Below are 17,776 nucleotides of genomic sequence, written 5' to 3' on the forward strand. Positions count from 1 at the left end.
ATGAGCGAGTCGACCGACCTCACGACGGGGTCCACCGCCGAGGTGCCGCCCGCCTCCGGCGCGCCGGCCGCTCCGCCGGTACGGGGCCCCGGGGCCGGGCCCGTCACCCCGGAAGCCGCGGAGGCGGCCCTCGCGGCGACCGGACCCGGGTTGCCGTTCCTGATCGGGGTGCGCCACCACGCGCCCTCGCTGGCGGCCGCCCTCCCGGCACTGCTGGACGCGGCGGCCCCCGACGTCCTCCTCGTCGAACTGCCCGCCGAGTTCCAGCCCTGGCTGGGCTGGCTCGCCCACGAGGAGACCGAGGCCCCGGTGGCGCTGGCCGCCGTGCCCGCCGACAGGCCCGGCGCCGGCTCGGCGGGCGAACGGGGGCCGGCCTTCTACCCGTTCGCCGACTTCTCGCCCGAACTGGTCGCCCTGCGCTGGGCGGCGAGAAACGGGGTACCGGCCGTGGCCTGCGATCTGCCGCTGGCCGACCGGGCATGGGCGGCAGGCGGCCCGGACACCCCCGCCCACCCCCCTGCCCCGGGCGCCGACTCCGCCCCCGTGCCGGGGGAGGGGCACGGGCTGTCCGCCGCGCTCCGGTCCCGGCTCACGGGCCGGGACGGCGACGACCTCTGGGACCGGCTGGTGGAGGCCTTCGCACCCGGTTCGACACCCGAGGCGCTCCGCCGCGCCGCCCTGCTCACCGGCTGGGCGCTGCGCCACGAGGCCGAGGCGCGGGGCGGGGTGGAGCGCACGGACCTGGCACGCGAGGCATGTATGCGCGGCCATGTCGCCGAGGCCCTGGCGAGCGGGCGGCGGCCCGCCGTGGTGGTGGGAGCCTTCCACACCCCGGCGCTGCTGCCGTCCACCGCGGGGGCCGCCGGGGGCCCAGCACCGGACGCGGCGGACGAGTCCGCCGCCACCCCCGAGCCGGACGCGGACGCCCGTGCGAGCGGCGGTGCCGGGGCGCGGGCGTGCACGGTCTCCCTGGTCCCGTACACGTACCCGCTGCTCGACTCACGGTCCGGCTACCCGGCCGGAATCCGGGACCCGGAGTGGCAGCACACCGTCCTGGACGCCGCCGGAGACCCGGACGCGCTCCACGAGGCGGTGATCCGCACCGCGGTCCGTGTCTGCGCCGCCCTGCGCGAACAGGGCCACCCCTACGGCCCGGCGGACGGCCGGGAAGTCGTCCGGGTGGCCGGTGACCTGGCCCGCCTGCGCGACCTGCCCGCCCCCGGTCGCGGCGAACTCCTGGAAGCCGTACAGACGGTGCTGGGGCGCGGCGAGACCTACGGTACGGGCCGCGCCGTCGCCCGGGCACTCGAACAGGTACTCGTCGGAACCCGCACCGGACGGCCCACGCCCGCCGCTCCGCGCAGCGGACTGGGCCCGGCCATCGAGGCCGAGACCGCGGCGCTCTCCCTCCCCGGCCCGGACGACGCCCACGAGAAGACACCGCGCGACCTCCGGCTCGACCCTGCCCGCTCCACCCTCGACCAGCGCCGCGAACTGCTGCTGCGCAGGCTGACGGTGTGCGGCATCCCCTACGCACAGGAGCAGGGGGTGACCGGCGCGGCGGGCTCCGAAGGACTCACGACGCGCTGGCAGGTGCGGTGGACCCCGGCGACGGCCGCGATGCTCACGGCAGCCGGGGCGCGCGGCGTCACCCCGGCCCAGGCGGCCGAGGGCGTGCTGCGGCAGCGGCGCGCGGCCGAGCGCGCGGAGGGCGGCCCGACAGCCGCCCAGGTCGTCCGCGGCCTCACGGAAGCCGCCGAGTGCGGGCTCCCCGCCCTGGCCGACGAACGGCTGACGGAACTGGCGGACGTACTCCCCGCGAGCGGCACCCTTCCCGAACTCCTCACCGGGCTCGACCTGCTGGACCGCATCGACGCCGGCCACCTGCCGGGCCTGGCCGCGACCGACGGCCCCTCGGCCCCGGACGCCATCGCCTCTGCCTCAGCCCGTGCCGCCCGCACCGCAGGCGCTGCCGAACTCCTGACCTCGGCAGCGGTCCGCCAGGTCGACGGCCTGACCGGCTCCGAGGAGCCCGAGGACGCCCGGGCGCTGCTCGAACTGGCCCAGCGGGCCGACCGGGTGGGCGGTATCCGGCTCACCGACGCCCTCGCCCGGCTGGCCGCCGACGGCACCCCGCTGATCGCCGCGGCCGCCGGAGCGGTCAGGGTGCTCACGGGCCACCAAGAGGCCGAGAGCTTCGGGGCGCGCGTCGCCTCCTGGGTGGACGGAGCCGTGGACTTCACTTCCCGGGCCGCGCTCACCGCCCGCCTCACCGGCGTCCTGACGGTGGCGGGCCCGCTCCTGACCGTCGGTATCGGCGCCCTGGACCCATTGCTGCACCGGGTCGTCGAGCTGGACGACACCGCCTTCCTGGCCCGGCTCCCCGCCCTGCGCGGTGGCTTCGACACCCTGAGCCCGGCCGCCCGTGACCGGCTGCTGGACACCGTCGAGGAGCGGCTGGGCGAGCGGGTGGGCACCCTCGACGCGGACGATCCGGCCGAGCTGGCCCGCCGTACGGCCGCCGACCTCGCGGCCCGCGAGCTCCTGGCCGGTCTCGGCCTGCCCGTACCGCCACCCGCGTCGCACGACGACCGGTTGCCGCCGCCGTCCGGCCACCCCGCCGCAGCACGCCCCACTGGCACCTCCGCGAGCGCACCCGTCACCGAGGCCACCCCGGCGCGGACCCTCGCGCCCGGCGACCGGTGGCGTCTCGTCCTCGGCCGGCGCCCCGACCAACTGCCGTCCGGCGCCGCCCGCCTGGCGACCGCGCTGGACGAGCTCTACGGATCGGGACACGGCGAGGGGTCCCGCGGCGGCCTGCCCGGTCCCGGTGGCAGCTCCGGACCGCGCGGCGGCCGGGAACCGTCGTTCCCCGGCGTCCGCGAGTGGTCCGAGGAACTGGCCGCACTGTTCGGCCCCGGCGTCCGCGACGAAGTCCTCGCCGCGGCAGCCGTGACAGGTCGGCAGGACGTTCTCACCGAACTCGACCCGGCGTCCGCCACCCCCTCCGTGGAACTGCTCCGGACGATCCTGCGGTACGCCGGTGGCCTCCCCGAAGCCCGCCTCGCGGCGCTCCGGCCCCTGGTCCGCCGCCTCGTCGACGAACTGACCCGGCAGCTCACCACCCGGCTGCGCCCCGCCCTCACCGGTGCGATGGCGGCCCGGCCCACCCGCCGCCCCGGCGGTCGGCTGGACCTGCCGCGCACGCTGCGCGCCAACCTGGCCACCGCCCGCCGGACGGCCGACGGAACCGTCCAGGTGATCCCCGAGAAGCCGGTGTTCCGCAGCCGCGTCCGCCGGTCGGCCGACTGGCGCCTGATCCTGGTCACCGACGTCTCCGGATCCATGGAGGCGTCCACGATCTGGTCCGCGCTGACCGCCTCCGTGCTCGCCGGCGTGCCGACCCTGAGCACCCACTTCCTGGCTTTCTCCACCGAGGTCGTCGACCTCACCGGCCACGTGCACGACCCCCTCTCCCTCCTGCTGGAGGTGAGCGTGGGCGGGGGCACGCACATCGCCGCCGGGCTGCGGCACGCCCGCAGCCTGATCGAGGTGCCCTCCCGCACCCTCGTCGTCGTCATCAGCGACTTCGAGGAGGGCGCGCCGCTCGGCGGGCTCCTCGCCGAGGTGCGGGCTCTGGTGACCACCGGCTGCCACGTCCTCGGGTGCGCGAGCCTCGACGACGCCGGCCGGCCCCGCTACTCGACGGGCGTCGCCGGACAGCTCGTGGCCGCCGGCATGCCCGTGGCGGCCCTCAGCCCACTCGAACTGGCCCGCTGGATAGGGGAGAAGACCGCATGAACGACGACCGGTTGCCCCCCGTCGCGCCGGAGGTCACGGCCACGCTCGTGGAGAACCTCTCGCCCCGGCTGCGCAAGCGGCTGGACGCGGCGGTCACGAAGCTCGGCGCCCGCCCGACGCACCGCGACGGGGACACCGTCACGATCCAGGTCGACGACGAGACCGAGTTGCGCCTGCACGCCCCGGGCGGCGTGGTGGCGACGGCGGACGCCATCACCTGCGGTTGCCTCCTCGCCCCCGCATGCGTCCACCGCGCGGCCGCCGCCTGCGCCGCCCCCACGGCGGACCCGCCGCCGGACCTCGCCGACCGGCCCACCGGGGCAGCCCCCGAGCCCGCCTCCGTAACGGACCCCGCCTCCGTCCCCGACTCCGCCTCCTCGCCCTCCTCGCAGGAGGTGGCGAGCCCGGCGCAGCGTGCCGCGGCCGACGCTCTGTGGTCGGCGGGCGCCGCCGTGCTGGAGGCGGGCATCGACGGGGCGGGAGCCGTCACCCAGTCGGCTCTCCTGCGAGCCGCACACACCGCCCGGATCCGGCACCTGCCGCGCGCCGCGGGCGCCGCGCTGTCCGTCGTCACAGTGCTGCGGGCGGCGCGAGCCGGGGACCCGTCCTACCGCACCGCCGACTTCGTCACGGCCCTGGCCGAACTCCTGGGCACCGCACACCGAGTCGGAACGGCGTCCGGGGCGGAGCTGGACGCTGCCAGAGGCCGCGCGCGCCGCCCGTACAGCCCGGACGGCTCACTGCGCCTGTACGGCCTGTTCACCGAGCCCGTGGTCACCGACTCGGGGCACGGTGGCGTCCGCACCTGGGTCGCCGGAACCGACGGCCGCCTCTTCACGGTCGGCGATGTGGCACCCGGCGGCGTCGGGCGAGCCGTTGGGGTGGCCGACCGGGCCGTGCGCCTGGGGGACACCGCGCTCACCCACCGGGAGCTGGGCCGGGCCGGCCTGGCGGTGTCGGGAGCGACGGTCTCGCCGGACGGCAGACTGGGCGCCGGGAAGGGGGTCAAGGCCGTCACCGCCCGGGGCGCGGCGTGGACGGAGCTGCCGCTCGCCGCCCTGTGGGAGACGCCGCCGTCGGAACAGGCCGCCCGTGCCCTGCGGTCCACCTCCCGTTACGCTGACCCGGACGGCGGAGGCAGCGACCTGCTCTTCCTGGACGTCGAACTCATCGGCGCCGTACGGGAGTCGGCCGGCACCTGCCTGCTCGCGCTGAGCGGGACGGGCATCGCGGTCCGGCTCACCGTCGCCGACGACGACCCCGCGCTGGCCCACCGCGACAATCTGATGCTGCTGGCAGCGGCGCCGGGGACACGACTGAGGATCATCGGCCGCCTGGTGCCCGCCCCCCACCCCCGGCTCACCCTTCTCGCCTGCGCGCACCCCACCGGCGAGGGCACGATCGACCTCGGCCTCGACCGCCTGCGCCGCGCCGACCTCCCGGATCCGGCTGCCCCCGTGCACCCGGCCCCGCCACAGCCAGGCGGGCCGGGCGCGCACTCGCCCCTGTATCTCCTGGAGCGCCGGGTCGAACAGACGGTTTCTGCGGGCCGCGCCGCCCTCGGCATGCTCGGCGACGTCACCGCCGAGACCCGCCGTATCCGCCGCGCGGGCCTCCCCACGGCCGCCGGACTCCTCACCGCCCTGTGTACGTCGGCGTCCCAACGCGAACGTGACCTCTTCGGCCGCCTCCTCCCCGCCGACACCGACAGCTTCGCCACGCACTGGCTCACCGCTGCCCTTTACACGGCCGCAGTGGCCGATTCCCTGTGCGCCGCGGCGTGGGAACCGGTATAGGAGGGTCCGGCCGCAGCGCTATCCGTACCGGACCAGGGGCCAGGACGAGCCGTGGCGCAAACCGCTCAGCATTAGCGGGTGCAGGCCCGGACCTGCAGCGGCATCAGGTCCGCAGACCGCGGTGGGAGGCGGGACCGTCCTGGACCGCGCCGGTGGCGGGGCCTCGCGCAGCAGTCGTGGAGCGTGCGCCGCCGTGCTCGTCGGATCCCATGATGACGTCTCCGTCGAACATGACGATCACGGCGGAGACGACGAGGGCGGCCAGCGGGCCGGCCAGCATGACCAGCAGGAACGACAGCATGCCGGCCGAGGACTGGGTGGCGGCCCCGTGGCTGCCGGAGGGGACGTCGAGCGCCGCCATTCCGGTGTAGTGCATGCCGGTCACGGCCACGCCCATGATCAGGCTTGCCCCGAAGCTCACCCAGAGGCCGTGCACGGAGACCGCCGCCCAGAGGGCGGCGGTCGCGGCCACCACCGCGATGAGGATGGACAGGGCCACCGTCATCGTGGAGTACCCCAGATCACCGGGGGTGTGCATGGCGGCCATACCCAGGTAGTGCATCGCGGCGACCCCCAGCCCGGTGAACACGCCGGCCGTGGTCAGCACCACTGCCCCCGGCCCGCGGAGTCCGACCAGGAACACACCGACGGACACCACGGCTATCGCGACCAGCAGGCTGAGAACGGTGGTGAGGGAGTCGTACTTCATCGACATGCCGTCGATGGTGAATCCGGCCATGGCGATGAAGTGCATGGTCCAGATTCCACAGCCGATGGACACCGCGCCGAGGGCGAGCCAGCCGACCCGGTTGGTGCCGCGCCGGATCGCGCGGGTGGTGCACCGCAGCCCCAGAGCTGCACCCAGGCAGGCCATCAGGAAGGCAGCGACCGGGGTCACTGCCCCGTAGTGGAAGTTGGAGACGGTGGCTTCCATGAGGGGAGTCCTTTGCGAGCGGCCGGTAGTGGCTGTGGACCTGCGAACGGCAGTGCGGGCGATGAGATTCAGACAGGCGGAACGGTTGGCTTCGCGGCCTCCGTGACTTACGGCGATCCGCCGGGCAGCCCCAAGGTTTGACTGTGCACCGTGGAGGTCGCCGTCCCCCGCTTCGGACGCTCGGCGCTTCTCCTGCCGACTCGTGGCCGACCGCACTGATGCACCGATCATTTTCGGCCAACCAATATTGAGGATTCAACCACATCGCCGCAGTGCCGGGTCTGCGCCACCACATCCACCTGCGCGCCGAGTGGCTTCCCGACGAACTGCTGCGCGCGGTGGAGCGGGCGGACGGCCGGGACCTGCTCCACGAGGAGCGCTGGAGCCGGTCTCCTTGGAGACTTCCAAGCAGCTGTTGCCGTCCCGACGTTGAGGGGTGCTGGTCGAGCGAGTGGAATCCGCATGCGGTCGCCGCCGCCCCCAGCCTCGATGTGCAGGTGCCGACCTGCCCCGAGTGGACGCTGTTCGATCTGGTGCAACACCTGGGCGAGGGGCGCCGCGCCTGGGCCGCGACCATCGCCGCAGGGCCTGACGCCACGTCCAAGTCCGCCCCGCAGGGCGACCCGTCCGTGCCTCGGGAACGTGACGCCCAGCTCACCGTGGGCGTCCCGCAGCCGCTGCCGGACGAGGTGGCACTCGACGGTGTCGAGGAGTTCCTGACCACCATCTGCACGACGACGGTCGCCTGGCCGCACGAGCCCGCCGGTGTCGACTACCACGCCACCGAGGGCCGCTCCTGGCGCAACTGGCTCTCCGACGACGGCGCGCGGCTCGACCGCCTGCCCGAACCCGGCGCAGGGCCGACCGCCGACGAGGAGCCGGATGCGGCCGACGCCTCCGCCCGAGGCACGGCCAACGAACTGGTCCTCGGCTTCTACGGCCGTATTCCGTTCGGCTCCCTGAAGCTCGACGGCAACGGGCGTATCTTCGACCAGCTGGTTGCCTGGGACCCGGAGCAGTAGTCCGCGCCACTACCGCCCGCCACAGCACCACCGGTCCGCCCCGGCGCGGGAGAACCCGCCGGGCCGCTGCATACGCCGTGAAGGGCGTCACTCTGTTCGGGGCCCGCCGCTCTCACGGCTGACGCCGAGTCAGGATCGCCTCCGACACATCGGGAGGGGAGGCTGTCCGGTTCGGTCACGGCCCACGCACAGCGCTCCAGCTCCATCAGGACGTTCCCTGGGTCCAGCGCCCCGGCGAGGGTCACAGCTGGTGGCGGACCCCGGCCTCCTGCTGGGCCTCGGTGAGCTGTTCGCGCAGGTCGCCCTCGATGGACTCGCGGGCCTTGCCGCGGCGGAAGAGCGGTAGCACGGTGCGCTGTTTGCCGTCCTCGACAAGCAGGGCGAGCCCGCCGTAGAGCGCGAAGACCCCGATGCCGAGACCGGTCCAGCCCGCCGCGATCTGCAGAGCTTTCCCGAGCCCCGCCTCGTAGAGGCCCGTGAGGGCGAAGCGTACGGCCGTAATGCCGAGCAGGACGGCGAACAGGGGCTTGGACTGCGCGGCCGCCCCGGCGAGCGCGAGCACGAACGGGACGAGCGCCAGGAGGAAGACAGCCTGGGCCACCACCGGCGTACCGGGCGGGGAGTCCAGGGACGTCACGCTCGTTCCCGCCCAGGCGGCACCGAGCAGCAGCAGCGCCGTGCCGGCGCCCGCGTCGCGGGCCAGGAAGGCGAAGACCCCGCCGACGAGCTGGAGCGGCACCACGAAGATGAGGACGAGGAGCAGAAGGATGCTGCTCTGCTCGGCCGGTACCCAGCCGAGCTGGAGGGAGGACAGGACTGTGCTGCCCATGCCGAGAGCGAAGAAGCCCAGCGGCAGCGGGCTGGCGATCGGGCGTAGCACGATGCGTGTGACCGCATCGGTGGCCAGCGGTTCTGAGGGGCCGTTCGGGCCGGAATCGTGGGGCACCGTGAAAGCGTACGAGTTCTGGATCGGTTCGCCGCCACGGGCAGCGATCACGGCGGCGGCGCTGCTCGCACGTCACCGGCCATGGGCGGTGGCCCGGACCGTTGTCGGGCTTCTGCTGGAAGTTCCGGCCGGTGGTTGCTCCGTACCCCTTCACCGTCCGCCGGGCCGGATGCCTGCGTGATGGCGTCGGTGGGGCGTGGCGTCCGCGAGCGCGCCACTCCTCGGGCAGGGCGGCCCGCAAGGTCGCCGACCGGTTCGACATCGTCCCCCGGCCCGCGGGCGCCCTGCTGGCGGCCGGCAGTTCCATCATCGCCCCCGTACCGCTCTCCCGCCCCTTGCCCACCGCTGACAGGTCTGTCGTGACGATGGCAGGGAAGACGGCGTAGGGCCGAGGGAGAACAGGCTCCCCAGGAACCGCCGTACGGCGGAGCAGACGTGGGGGGACCAGATGCCGACTGCCGTTCCGGCGAGATCGACCGGGGGGCCGGAAGCACCGGCCCCCCGACGTCCCGGCCGATCTCCCGCCCTGTCCAGCGGCGCAGCCCGGGCGGCGGTGCGCATCGGCGCCTTCGCCCTCTGCCAGGCTGCCGTGATGGCCGGGGCCGGCCTGCTGATCACCGGGCCGGGCCACGGCCGTTGGCCTCTGACCGTCGAGGACGCGGTCAACGAGTCGCTCGAGGGCGCCCGTACAAGCGCCCTCACCACCGCCTCCACCATCGTCTCCGCCTTCGGGGACACCAGCACAGTGGTGGGCATCACCTTCGTGTCCTGCCTGCTCCTGGTCCTGGTGCCCCGGCTGCCCCTGTGGCGCGAGGCGGTCTTCCTGGCGGCCGGGGTCTCGCTCCAGTCGGCGGTCTTCCTCCTGATCACCGCCTCCGTGGACCGGACGCGTCCGGACGTGGAGCGCCTCGACGACTCGCCGCCCACGTCCAGTTACACCTCGGGTCACACCGGTGCGGCCACCGCCCTCTACGCCGGACTCGCCGTACTGGTCCTGTCCCGGGTTCGCGGCCCGTGGCGCAGGCCGCTGGCCGCACTCCTGCTGCTCGTTCCGCTCCTCGTGGGGCTGGCGCGGCTCTACCGGGGCATGCACCACCCCACCGACGTGGCCGGCGGGCTCCTGAACGGCTCGCTGTCCCTGATCGTCGTGGGCCGGGCCGTGCTCGCCGACCACTCCTGGGCGGCCCCGCCGCCGGCCGACGCGATGGACATCGCCATGGCCGCCGCCGAACGGCGGGCCGCGCCCGCGCGGAAGCACGCCACCGTCATCGTCAACCCCACGGTGACCGACCCGGCCACCCGTGACCAACTGGCACTGGTGCTCGCCCAGCACGGCTATCGAGCCCCCTCCTTCGTCGACACCACCGCGCAGGACACCGGCGGCGGCCAGACGGCCGAGGCCCTGCGCGGCGGGGCCGAGCTGATCGTGGTCTGCGGCGGCGACGGCACGGTCCGCGCGGTCGCGGACGCCATGGCCGGATCCGGCGTCCCCTTGGTCCTCGTACCGTGCGGCACCGGCAATCTGCTGGTCCGTAACCTCGGACTGCCGATCCGCCCCGCCGACGCGCTGGCGTCCGGGCTGACCGGCGAGCCCTACGCACTGGATCTCGGCCGGATCGAGGGCGACGGATTCCCCACCGTCCACTTCACGGCCATGGCCGGCGCCGGGCTGGACGCGGCGATGCTGGAGGAGACCCCCGACCGCACCAAGTCGGCCCTGGGCTGGCCCGCGTACGTCCTGGCCGGAGCCAGGGGACTGCGCGCTCCCCGGATGCGGCTGGCCGTACGCCTGGACGGCGGGCCGGAGCTGCACCGCACGGCCCGCATGGTGCTCGTCGCCAACATCGGGACCGTCCAGGCGGGCGCGGCACCGGTGCCCGCCGCCCGGCCGGACGACGGGCTGCTGGACCTCGCGGTCTTCGACCCCCGGGGCGTGGGCGGCTGGCTGCGCGCGGCCGGCGTGCTGCTGAGCGGAAAGAGCCGGGGCGGGGGTGGCCGCCGGGCGGCCGGAACGTCCCGCTCCACGACCGCCGTCGGCGGCCCCGTGGAGTTCCACACCTTCCGCCGCGCCGAACTGTCCTTCACCCGGCCACAGCCGCGCGAGGTCGACGGAGACCCGGTGGGCCCCGGCCGACGTCTCACCGCCGAGGTCCGCCCCGGCGCCCTGACCGTCATGCTGCCCGCACGGGAGCGGTGATGGGAACCGCGACCCGGGTACCGGTGACCCGCGACATGAGCGGCGACGAACTGTCCGGCGACGAGGCGCTCGCGGCCCTGCGCCGGTACGGGCGCTGGCCACTGGTACGGGACGCCTTCGTACGCTTCCGTTACGCCGACGGCTTCAGCCACGCCCGCGCGCTGGCCCTGCAGACGATCCTGGCCATCATCCCCCTGGTGATCGCGTTCGTCGGCCTGTCGACCGAGCTCCACACCGAGAGCGTGGGCAGGCTCGCCGAACTCACGATCCGCGGCGTCAGCGAGGGCCCGAGCGCCCAGGTGGTGGACGACGCCCTGAACCGCAACCAGCGGGGCGACGGGGACGGGCCCGAGGTCGCCCTCTGGCTGGGGCTGGCCTTCTCGCTGGCCAACGTCACCACCGCGATGTGCCAGATAGAGCGGGGGGCCAACCGTATATACGGAGTGGAGCGGGACCGCGTCTTCCACCGCAAGTACCTGCGCGGCCTGATCATGGCGCTGAGCGCCGGCATCCCGCTCGGCATCGGCTCGATCATGATGGTGGCCGGCGGGGACCTCGTGGCGGCCGCCGCCACTGTGTACGGCCTGGGCGACACGGCCCGGAACGCCTGGGACCTGCTGCGATGGCCGGTGGGCTTCCTGCTCGCCCTCATCTCGGCGAGCGCGATCTTCCGCCGGTCCCCGCGCCGCAGGCAGCCCGGCTACACCTGGCTGGTCTTCGGCGCGGCCGTCTACCTCGTCCTGTGGACGGCACTCACCTGGCTCCTGAGCCTCTACCTCGGGATCAGCGGCTCCTTCGACACCGTCTACGGGCCCCTGAGCGCGTTCATGTCGCTGCTCCTGTGGGCCTATCTCACCTCCGTAGCCCTCTTCGTCGGGCTGTCCTTCGCCGCCCAACTGGAAGCAGCCCGGGCCCGCAGGCCCGGTCCCATCGCCGCCGACCCCGGAGCATGAGGCGCCACAACTCTGCTCGGGCCTGGCGCACTTCACGGGTACAGGCCCCGCAGGGATGTGTCGGAAGGCCTCGAACCCGAGGTGACGGACGAGCCCCCCGAGCCGGAGACGTACGGCGCCCGGAGCAGCTCGCCGGATCAGTAGCCCTGGCCGGCCAGGAAGGAGTCGAAGTCGAGGGCCAGGGAACGGGCTTCGGTGATGTGCGCCTCGCTGTCCCTGTCGACCAGCACGAACGTGCAGATGCCCTGCCCGGCCCGGACGACCCACATGGCGCGGCCTCCCTCCCGCAGCAGCGCGAGCTCCAGCTCGCTCCCGGTGACCACGTCGGAGATGAGCTCCCGGCTCTCACGCTGCCAGAGGGTGCCCGCGATCCGCAGGCCCCGGGAGTGGACGGCCTCCTCGCACACCGTGCACAGGGCTTCGATGTCGTCCGCGCGGTCGTCCTCCCCGACCGGGGTGCCGGCCCCTGACCCGGCGGCGCTCGCCCCCGTCCGGAAGTACGGCCACGCGTCCTCGCCGCCCCGGCCCGCGGCGGCGAAGAACCCCGCCTCGGCGGAGAACGCGGCGGCGGCCAGCACCGGCGACCCTTCCTCGCCGAGCGCCAGATGCGTACGGAGAACTTCGCCCCACTGTTCGGTCACCGGAGACATCACTGGGTCCTTTCATCGGCTTCCGCCGTGTCGTCGGTACGGTCCCGGAGCTGGTCACGCGCCGGGCGGCGGCCCGGATCCACCCGGCGGCCCAGCATCTTCTGCCCGCATATCACCATGTCAGACCCGCTTTCGCCCCAGCGCGGTATGCCGGCCTGGCACCCACCCTTGAGGCACTCGGCGGCGGGCGCCGGGTTCGAAAGTCGTCGGCCGGGCACACGAGGCAGACATCACCGTCCAAGCAACAGCACCATGAACGGGAGCTCTCATGATGGTCGTAGGAATAGTCGCCCTCTGTGTCGTTCTCGCCGTACTGGCGTTCTTCGTACCGCGGCTCTCCCGCGGTCCGGAGCGCGGTACGCAGCGCACGCTCGGCCTGGGGTCCCGCGCGGGCGGCAAGGCGCCCGGCATCCTGGGCCGCATCTTCAGCAAGCCTTTCCGCAGCAGTTCCAAGGCCGTCGGCCGCAGTGGCTCGGCCGGGCGCCGCACCCGTGGCCACATGCCGTTCTGACTCCGGTCCTGGCATCAGGAACCGACCTCGGTCCTGCCGGATGACGACCCGGCTCAGGACGCGGCCGACGGAATGCCGTCGTCCCCGGGCGGTCCGGCCCTCCGCTCGGCGTGCGGTGAAGGTGGTGCCCGCACGCCGAGGGCCGCGCCACCAAGGTCGATGAGTCTCCACGCCGCTACCGGTCGATGTCGGTGTGAACCCCGCGCAGCCGAAGCCGGACTTTCAGGAACTCCATCTCCGACAACGTACCCACCAGGCCGTCCTGGCTCAGTTCCCCGGCCAGCTCAAGAGCTCGCGACAACGAGGTGGCTGCTACCTCCCGGAGGACCTTCGCAGCTGGGACGAGACGGGAATCGGGACCGGCCAGCCGCAGCCTGACAGGCCCGTGCGCTGTGAGGAGAGCCTCCCGGACATCATCAGGTGCTGGTCCCGGACCGGCGTGTTCACACGAGTGGATGCCGCAGAACCCGCAGGAGAACTCCGAGTCCCACCACAACTCATCGTCCAGGATGAACTGGTTCACCTGTCGCACCGCCATGCTGCCGCACTCGCAACGCGATGCGATCTCCGCAGTCTGACCAGTCACCCGGGCTCCCTCCCGTTCCCCGCTGCCGGGCTGATCCTGTCGCAGTCGGCAACGCCACCGCGAGCGGCTTCTGGTAGAACCGGGCCGTCACCGTTCCGGAGCCGGTCCCGACGACTCTTCTGTCCGGCAGTCGTCGGCCCGCTGCTACGGCCCACACCCTGGAGCCCGCTTTGTCCGTACGAACAGTCGTCACCCGACCGATATCCCTTCTCCTGACGACCGCCACTGTGGCCGCGACGCTCACCGGCTGCGCGCTGCTGGATCTCGCCCAGGACTGCGAGGGGACCGATCCCCGAGTTCAGGAGTTGGCGGCACTCGACATCCTTGGGTCCCGGCCCGATGAGGCCACCGTCGCCAGGGGTTTCGAAAAGGTCGACGCCGGTTGCTGGGCGGACAGCGGCGAGGTCGCGGTGTACGCCGAGCGGACATACGCCTTCTCCGGCACACGGGCCGAGGTGGCCGAGCATTACCGGACGGCAACGCAGCAGGACGGATGGAGGCGGGACTCCGAAACCGCGCCCGACGACCTGTGCTTCGTCAGAGAGAGAATGAGTCTGCGGATCGTCTTCCTCACCGCCGAACTTCTCAAGGAATACGGTCATGGGACCCGCCCCGACCTCACCACCGGTGCCAGTTACTGGATCCGCATCGACGCGAACGTGAACAGCGGTAGCGAGGCGGGCTGCTAGCAGCCCCCTGGGCGAGCACCTGAGAAAGGACCGCTGTGAAGCTGGACGCTGCCCGCCGGCAGGAGGCTCGTGCCGAAAAGAAGCCCGCCCGCCCCGTGTTCGGGGCGGGCGGGCTCGGTGGCCGTACCGGGGTCTACTTGAGACCGTTGCTGATGGCGTTCACGAGTTCGCCGTTGGCGGTGTCGCCGTTGAACTCCCAGAAGAACGCGCCGCCCAGGCCCTGGCTCTTGGCCCAGGCCATCTTGGTGCCGACGGTCGCCGGGGTGTCATAGCTCCACCAGTCGTTGCCGCAGTGGGCGTACGCCGTGCCCCCGATCGTGCCGGTGGCCGGGCAGGTGGTCTTGAGGACCTTGTAGTACTGGTTGCCCGGCTCGACGCCGGCCGCCGGGCCGGTGGCGGTGCCGCCGGGGGCGGACTGGGTGACGCCGGTCCAGCCGCGGCCGTAGAAGCCGATGCCGAGCAGCAGCTTGGAGGCCGGGACGCCCTTGGCCTTCAGCTTGGCGATCGCGTCCGCCGAGTTGAAGCCCTGAGCGGGGATGCCGGGGTACGAGGTCAGCGGGGAGTGCGGGGCCGTCGGACCCTGCGCCGCCCAGCTGCCGAAGTAGTCGTACGTCATCACGTCGTACCAGTCGATGTACTGCGCGGCGCCGCCGTAGTCGGCCGCGTCGAGCTTCCCACCGGTGGAGCCGTCAGCGGTGATGGCCGCGGTGAGCAGGTTGTTGGCGCCGAACTTGGCACGCATGGCCTGCATCATGTTCTTGATCGAGGCCGGGCCGCTGGTGTCGCAGGTCAGACCACAGGCGTTGGGGTACTCCCAGTCGAGGTCGATGCCGTCGAAGACGTCGGCCCAGCGCGGGTCCTCGACCAGGTCGTAGCAGGACTGCGCGAACGCGGTCGGGTTCTGGACGGCCTGGCCGAAGCCGCCGGACCAGGTCCAGCCGCCGAAGGACCACAGCACCTTGATGTGCGGGTACTGCGCCTTCAGCTTGCGCAGCTGGTTGAAGTGGCCGCGCAGCGGCTGGTCCCAGGTGTCGGCGACACCGTCGACGGAGTTGGCGGCGGTGTAGGACTTCTCGTAGTCCTCGTACGCGTCGCCGATGGTGCACTTGCCGTTCTGCACATTGCCGAAGGCGTAGTTGATGTGGGTGATCTTCGAGGCGGAGCCCGAGGCCACCAGGTTCTTCACCGTGTACGAACCCCAGTTGGTGAAGTAGCCCAGGTTGATCTTGCCGCCGCCGGGGTTCTCACCGCCGCCGCCGGTCGTGCGGACCGCCGTGGCGGCGGAGGCCGGGCCGGTCTGGTCGGCGGTGTCGCGGGCGACCACGGTGTAGCTGTAGTCGGTGCCGGCGGTCAGACCGGTGTTGGTGTAGGTGGTGCCGGTGACGGTGGCAACGGTGGCGCCGTCGCGCTTGACGTCGTAGTTCTTGACGCCCTTGTCGTCCGTGGCAGCAGCCCAGGACAGCTTCACCGAGGTGTTGGTGATGTCGCTCGCGGTGGGCTTGCCCGGGGCGGAGGGGGCGTTGTCACCGGGGTTGGTGGTGCCGCCGTCACAGGGGTTGCCGTTGAGCTTGCAGCCGGAGGGCGAGCCGGAACCGGAGCCGTTGAAGCCGAAGGAGACGGAGGCGCCGGGAGCCAGGGTGCCGTTCCAGCCGAGGTTCTTCGCCGTCCAGCGGTTCGCGGAGTTGGTGACGGTCGCGTCCCAGGCGGAGGTGACCTTGGTGTTCGCGGGGAAGTCCCACTCGACGGTCCAGGAGGCGAGCGTGGTGGTGCCGGTGTTCTTCACCGTCCACTTGCCCTCGAAGCCGGAGCCCCAGTCGGACGCCTTGGCGTAGGTGGCGGTGGCCGAGGTCGCGGCCTCGGCGGGGGTGGCGAGGCCGACCATGGCGGCCAGGGGGAGGAGCAGCGCGGTGGCGCCGGCGAGGACCTTGGACCGCTTGTTCGGGATGATGCTCTGCCGCGATCTGGTTCGGCGCCATCGTGTTTCCGTGCTCAAGGATGCTCCCCTGGTGAGGTTCGGAGGACAGGGGTGGGTCCCTGGCCTGTCAACCCTGCGTCGCCCAGAGTGCCGGGTGTCTCTTCTCGGCACTCCCGCAGTGTGTCCGTGACACTAGGAAGGCCTAGACCAATCGTCAAGAGGTCTGGACCAAGAGGTCGTTGGGAGTTGAGACTGAGGCGGTCAGGCGCAGAGCGGAGCGGCGGTTGGGGCGGTCGCGCGCACCCCGAGCGACGCAGTTGCACATGCACATGGACATGCGCCTGCACTTGTACGACATCGAGACCGCGGCTCCGTACCGCCCGGGCGGCAGGGGTGTACACGAAAGCGGCCGGTCAGATCGGTGCAGGTCGGTGCGCGCAGGATCCATCGGGGTCGTCCGATGGGGGAGACTGGGCCCATGAGAGACATCGTTTTCACGCGCCGGAGCGGCTGGATCCCTAACGTGATCCGCGAGGACGGTGAGCTGAAACTGATGCTCGGTGCCGGGGCCGACGCCAACCATGATCCTCGCACGTTCACGTTCCCGATCGGGGAAGCCCATCTGGCGGTGATCCAGGAGGACCTGGCGAGACACCTGCTGTTGTGGAGTGCGGTCCTTCCGCTGTGCGACGCCGCCGGAACCAAGGGCAGCCTCGACGAGAACGCTGCCGTCGCGCTCCTGGACCCGATCCTCCTCTCCGCGCCCGTGGACGTCGACGCGTTCTTCCGAAGCATCCGGTGGGACCGGGGCCGGCTCATCGCCCATGGGGCTGACATCCATCTGCTCGAGCGCGGCCAGGTCTGCGCGGCGATGCGCGCGGCGACGGAGACGTCCAACGGGAAACGAGCTCAGGAGTACCACGCGAACCGCCGTCGCGCCGAGCGCGGAACGGTACTCGGTCCGCTCGACGCCGCGGTTCTGAAGTACACGGGGCAGTACCTGCACGGGGCGACGGTTCCGAGGCGGATGCCCGATGCTGTCGAGCCGGTGCTGCTGCCCGAGGTCATGCGTGTGATCGCCGCCGCGGAGCAGGCGTGCGCCGGGATGCGGATCAGCCGCGATCCGCGACGGGGAAAGCGCGCCACGGACAAGCGCGACTGGGATCTGATGGCGACGGCGGTCGACGCGGCCGTGCGCCGTGCGCACCCCGGGCTCGTCGATGACGCGGTACGTACCGTGAGCTTCCTGATGTGCTCGGAGGCGGCGGAGCGCTTCAGGAGCACGCCCATGGAGGATGACGAGGCGGCCGCCGCCGACCGCGCCGGCGCCGGCGGGAGTACGAGGAAGACAGCCCTGTCCTTCACCGACGACAAGGGCGTCGAGAAGAAGTGGGTCAAGGGCGGTCCCCGCACTGCCACCGCGGAGTTCTGGGAGTTCGTCGCCGATCGCTCCGCCGGGGACAACGAAGTGTTCACCATCGAGGACGAGGAGATGGGCGAGGGGATCCAGCTCCACTTCTACGCGGACTCCATCGCCCGGGTCACGACGGTGCGTGAGGGTGAAGGCGGGTCGGAGCCGGAGTACCGGGTCGAGTACAGCCTGGTCGACGGGATCGGCGGGTACCGGAAGCTGGTGAGCGCCTTCGTCCTCGGCGGCTGCGCCGCCCTCGGACAGCACGGCCCCTGGATATCGGACGCCGCCGAGTTCGAGCGCGCGCGTCGGGCTCGAGGACGATGACGACGCTGCGGTCGGCGACAGTGGCATCGAAACAAGTG

Annotated in this window: 14 protein-coding genes; 9 read left to right on the plus strand and 5 right to left on the minus strand. The window is 72.7% G+C overall.

The window, feature by feature from the left end; translation table 11 throughout:
- Together IE264_RS17880 and IE264_RS17885 are read left to right on the plus strand one after the other, a co-directional pair.
- Positions 1–3,801 carry a vWA domain-containing protein gene (locus IE264_RS17880; protein WP_032754795.1) on the plus strand — a complete coding sequence of 1,267 codons (3,801 nt, stop codon included), beginning with the start codon at positions 1–3 and terminating at the stop codon, positions 3,799–3,801.
- Positions 3,798–5,597: a hypothetical protein gene (locus tag IE264_RS17885; RefSeq protein WP_032754796.1), complete on the plus strand. Its 1,800-nt coding sequence runs from the start codon at positions 3,798–3,800 to the stop codon at positions 5,595–5,597. Before IE264_RS17880 ends, IE264_RS17885 begins: the two co-directional genes overlap by 4 nt.
- Positions 5,598–5,700: 103 nt before the next feature.
- On the opposite strand, the gene IE264_RS17890 is transcribed toward IE264_RS17885, so the two are convergent.
- Positions 5,701–6,531: an MHYT domain-containing protein gene (locus IE264_RS17890; protein WP_032754799.1), complete on the minus strand. Its 831-nt coding sequence runs from the start codon at positions 6,529–6,531 to the stop codon at positions 5,701–5,703.
- Positions 6,532–6,803: 272 nt separating this feature from the next.
- Between IE264_RS17890 and IE264_RS17895 the strand changes: the two genes are divergently transcribed.
- Positions 6,804–7,553 (plus strand): maleylpyruvate isomerase N-terminal domain-containing protein, encoded by a 750-nt coding sequence (locus IE264_RS17895; RefSeq protein WP_229887592.1) that lies wholly within the window; start codon positions 6,804–6,806, stop codon positions 7,551–7,553.
- 241 nt (positions 7,554–7,794) lie between these two features.
- On the opposite strand, the gene IE264_RS17900 is transcribed toward IE264_RS17895, so the two are convergent.
- Positions 7,795–8,499 (minus strand): GPR1/FUN34/YaaH family transporter, encoded by a 705-nt coding sequence (locus IE264_RS17900; protein ID WP_032755008.1) that lies wholly within the window; start codon positions 8,497–8,499, stop codon positions 7,795–7,797.
- A gap of 131 nt (positions 8,500–8,630) precedes the next feature.
- On the opposite strand from IE264_RS17900, the gene IE264_RS17905 reads away from it, so the two are divergent.
- The 3 genes from IE264_RS17905 to IE264_RS17915 all read left to right on the plus strand — a co-directional run bounded on the left by IE264_RS17905 (position 8,631) and on the right by IE264_RS17915 (position 11,649).
- Positions 8,631–8,885, plus strand: coding sequence for a hypothetical protein (locus IE264_RS17905; protein ID WP_158706501.1), 255 nt, complete (start codon positions 8,631–8,633; stop codon positions 8,883–8,885).
- Between the two features lie 62 nt (positions 8,886–8,947).
- The gene (locus IE264_RS17910) at positions 8,948–10,696 is read left to right on the plus strand and encodes a bifunctional phosphatase PAP2/diacylglycerol kinase family protein (protein WP_032754801.1); all 1,749 of its coding nucleotides are present in this window, start codon (positions 8,948–8,950) and stop codon (positions 10,694–10,696) included.
- Positions 10,696–11,649, plus strand: a complete 954-nt coding sequence (locus tag IE264_RS17915; protein ID WP_032754803.1) for a YihY/virulence factor BrkB family protein — start codon at positions 10,696–10,698, stop codon at positions 11,647–11,649. Before IE264_RS17910 ends, IE264_RS17915 begins: the two co-directional genes overlap by 1 nt.
- A 137-nt stretch (positions 11,650–11,786) precedes the next feature.
- On the opposite strand, the gene IE264_RS17920 is transcribed toward IE264_RS17915, so the two are convergent.
- Positions 11,787–12,299: a hypothetical protein gene (locus IE264_RS17920; RefSeq protein WP_032754806.1), complete on the minus strand. Its 513-nt coding sequence runs from the start codon at positions 12,297–12,299 to the stop codon at positions 11,787–11,789.
- 268 nt (positions 12,300–12,567) lie between these two features.
- On the opposite strand from IE264_RS17920, the gene IE264_RS17925 reads away from it, so the two are divergent.
- Positions 12,568–12,810, plus strand: coding sequence for a DUF6411 family protein (locus tag IE264_RS17925; protein ID WP_032754808.1), 243 nt, complete (start codon positions 12,568–12,570; stop codon positions 12,808–12,810).
- A gap of 175 nt (positions 12,811–12,985) precedes the next feature.
- Here IE264_RS17925 and IE264_RS17930 read toward each other — a convergent pair whose 3' ends face one another.
- Positions 12,986–13,333, minus strand: coding sequence for a hypothetical protein (locus tag IE264_RS17930; RefSeq protein WP_158706502.1), 348 nt, complete (start codon positions 13,331–13,333; stop codon positions 12,986–12,988).
- Between the two features lie 290 nt (positions 13,334–13,623).
- Here IE264_RS17930 and IE264_RS17935 point away from each other — a divergent pair, with 290 nt between their 5' ends.
- Positions 13,624–14,085 carry a hypothetical protein gene (locus IE264_RS17935; protein ID WP_229887594.1) on the plus strand — a complete coding sequence of 154 codons (462 nt, stop codon included), beginning with the start codon at positions 13,624–13,626 and terminating at the stop codon, positions 14,083–14,085.
- Between the two features lie 133 nt (positions 14,086–14,218).
- On the opposite strand, the gene IE264_RS17940 is transcribed toward IE264_RS17935, so the two are convergent.
- Entirely contained in the window at positions 14,219–16,078 is a 1,860-nt protein-coding gene (locus IE264_RS17940; RefSeq protein ID WP_032754813.1) for a glycosyl hydrolase family 18 protein, read from the minus strand.
- 400 nt (positions 16,079–16,478) lie between these two features.
- Here IE264_RS17940 and IE264_RS17945 point away from each other — a divergent pair, with 400 nt between their 5' ends.
- Positions 16,479–17,738: a DUF6357 family protein gene (locus tag IE264_RS17945; protein ID WP_032754815.1), complete on the plus strand. Its 1,260-nt coding sequence runs from the start codon at positions 16,479–16,481 to the stop codon at positions 17,736–17,738.
- The last annotated feature ends 38 nt before the right edge of the window (positions 17,739–17,776 follow it).

The sequence above is a fragment of the Streptomyces microflavus genome, from assembly GCF_014650075.1.
GTDB classification, from domain to species: domain Bacteria; phylum Actinomycetota; class Actinomycetes; order Streptomycetales; family Streptomycetaceae; genus Streptomyces; species Streptomyces microflavus.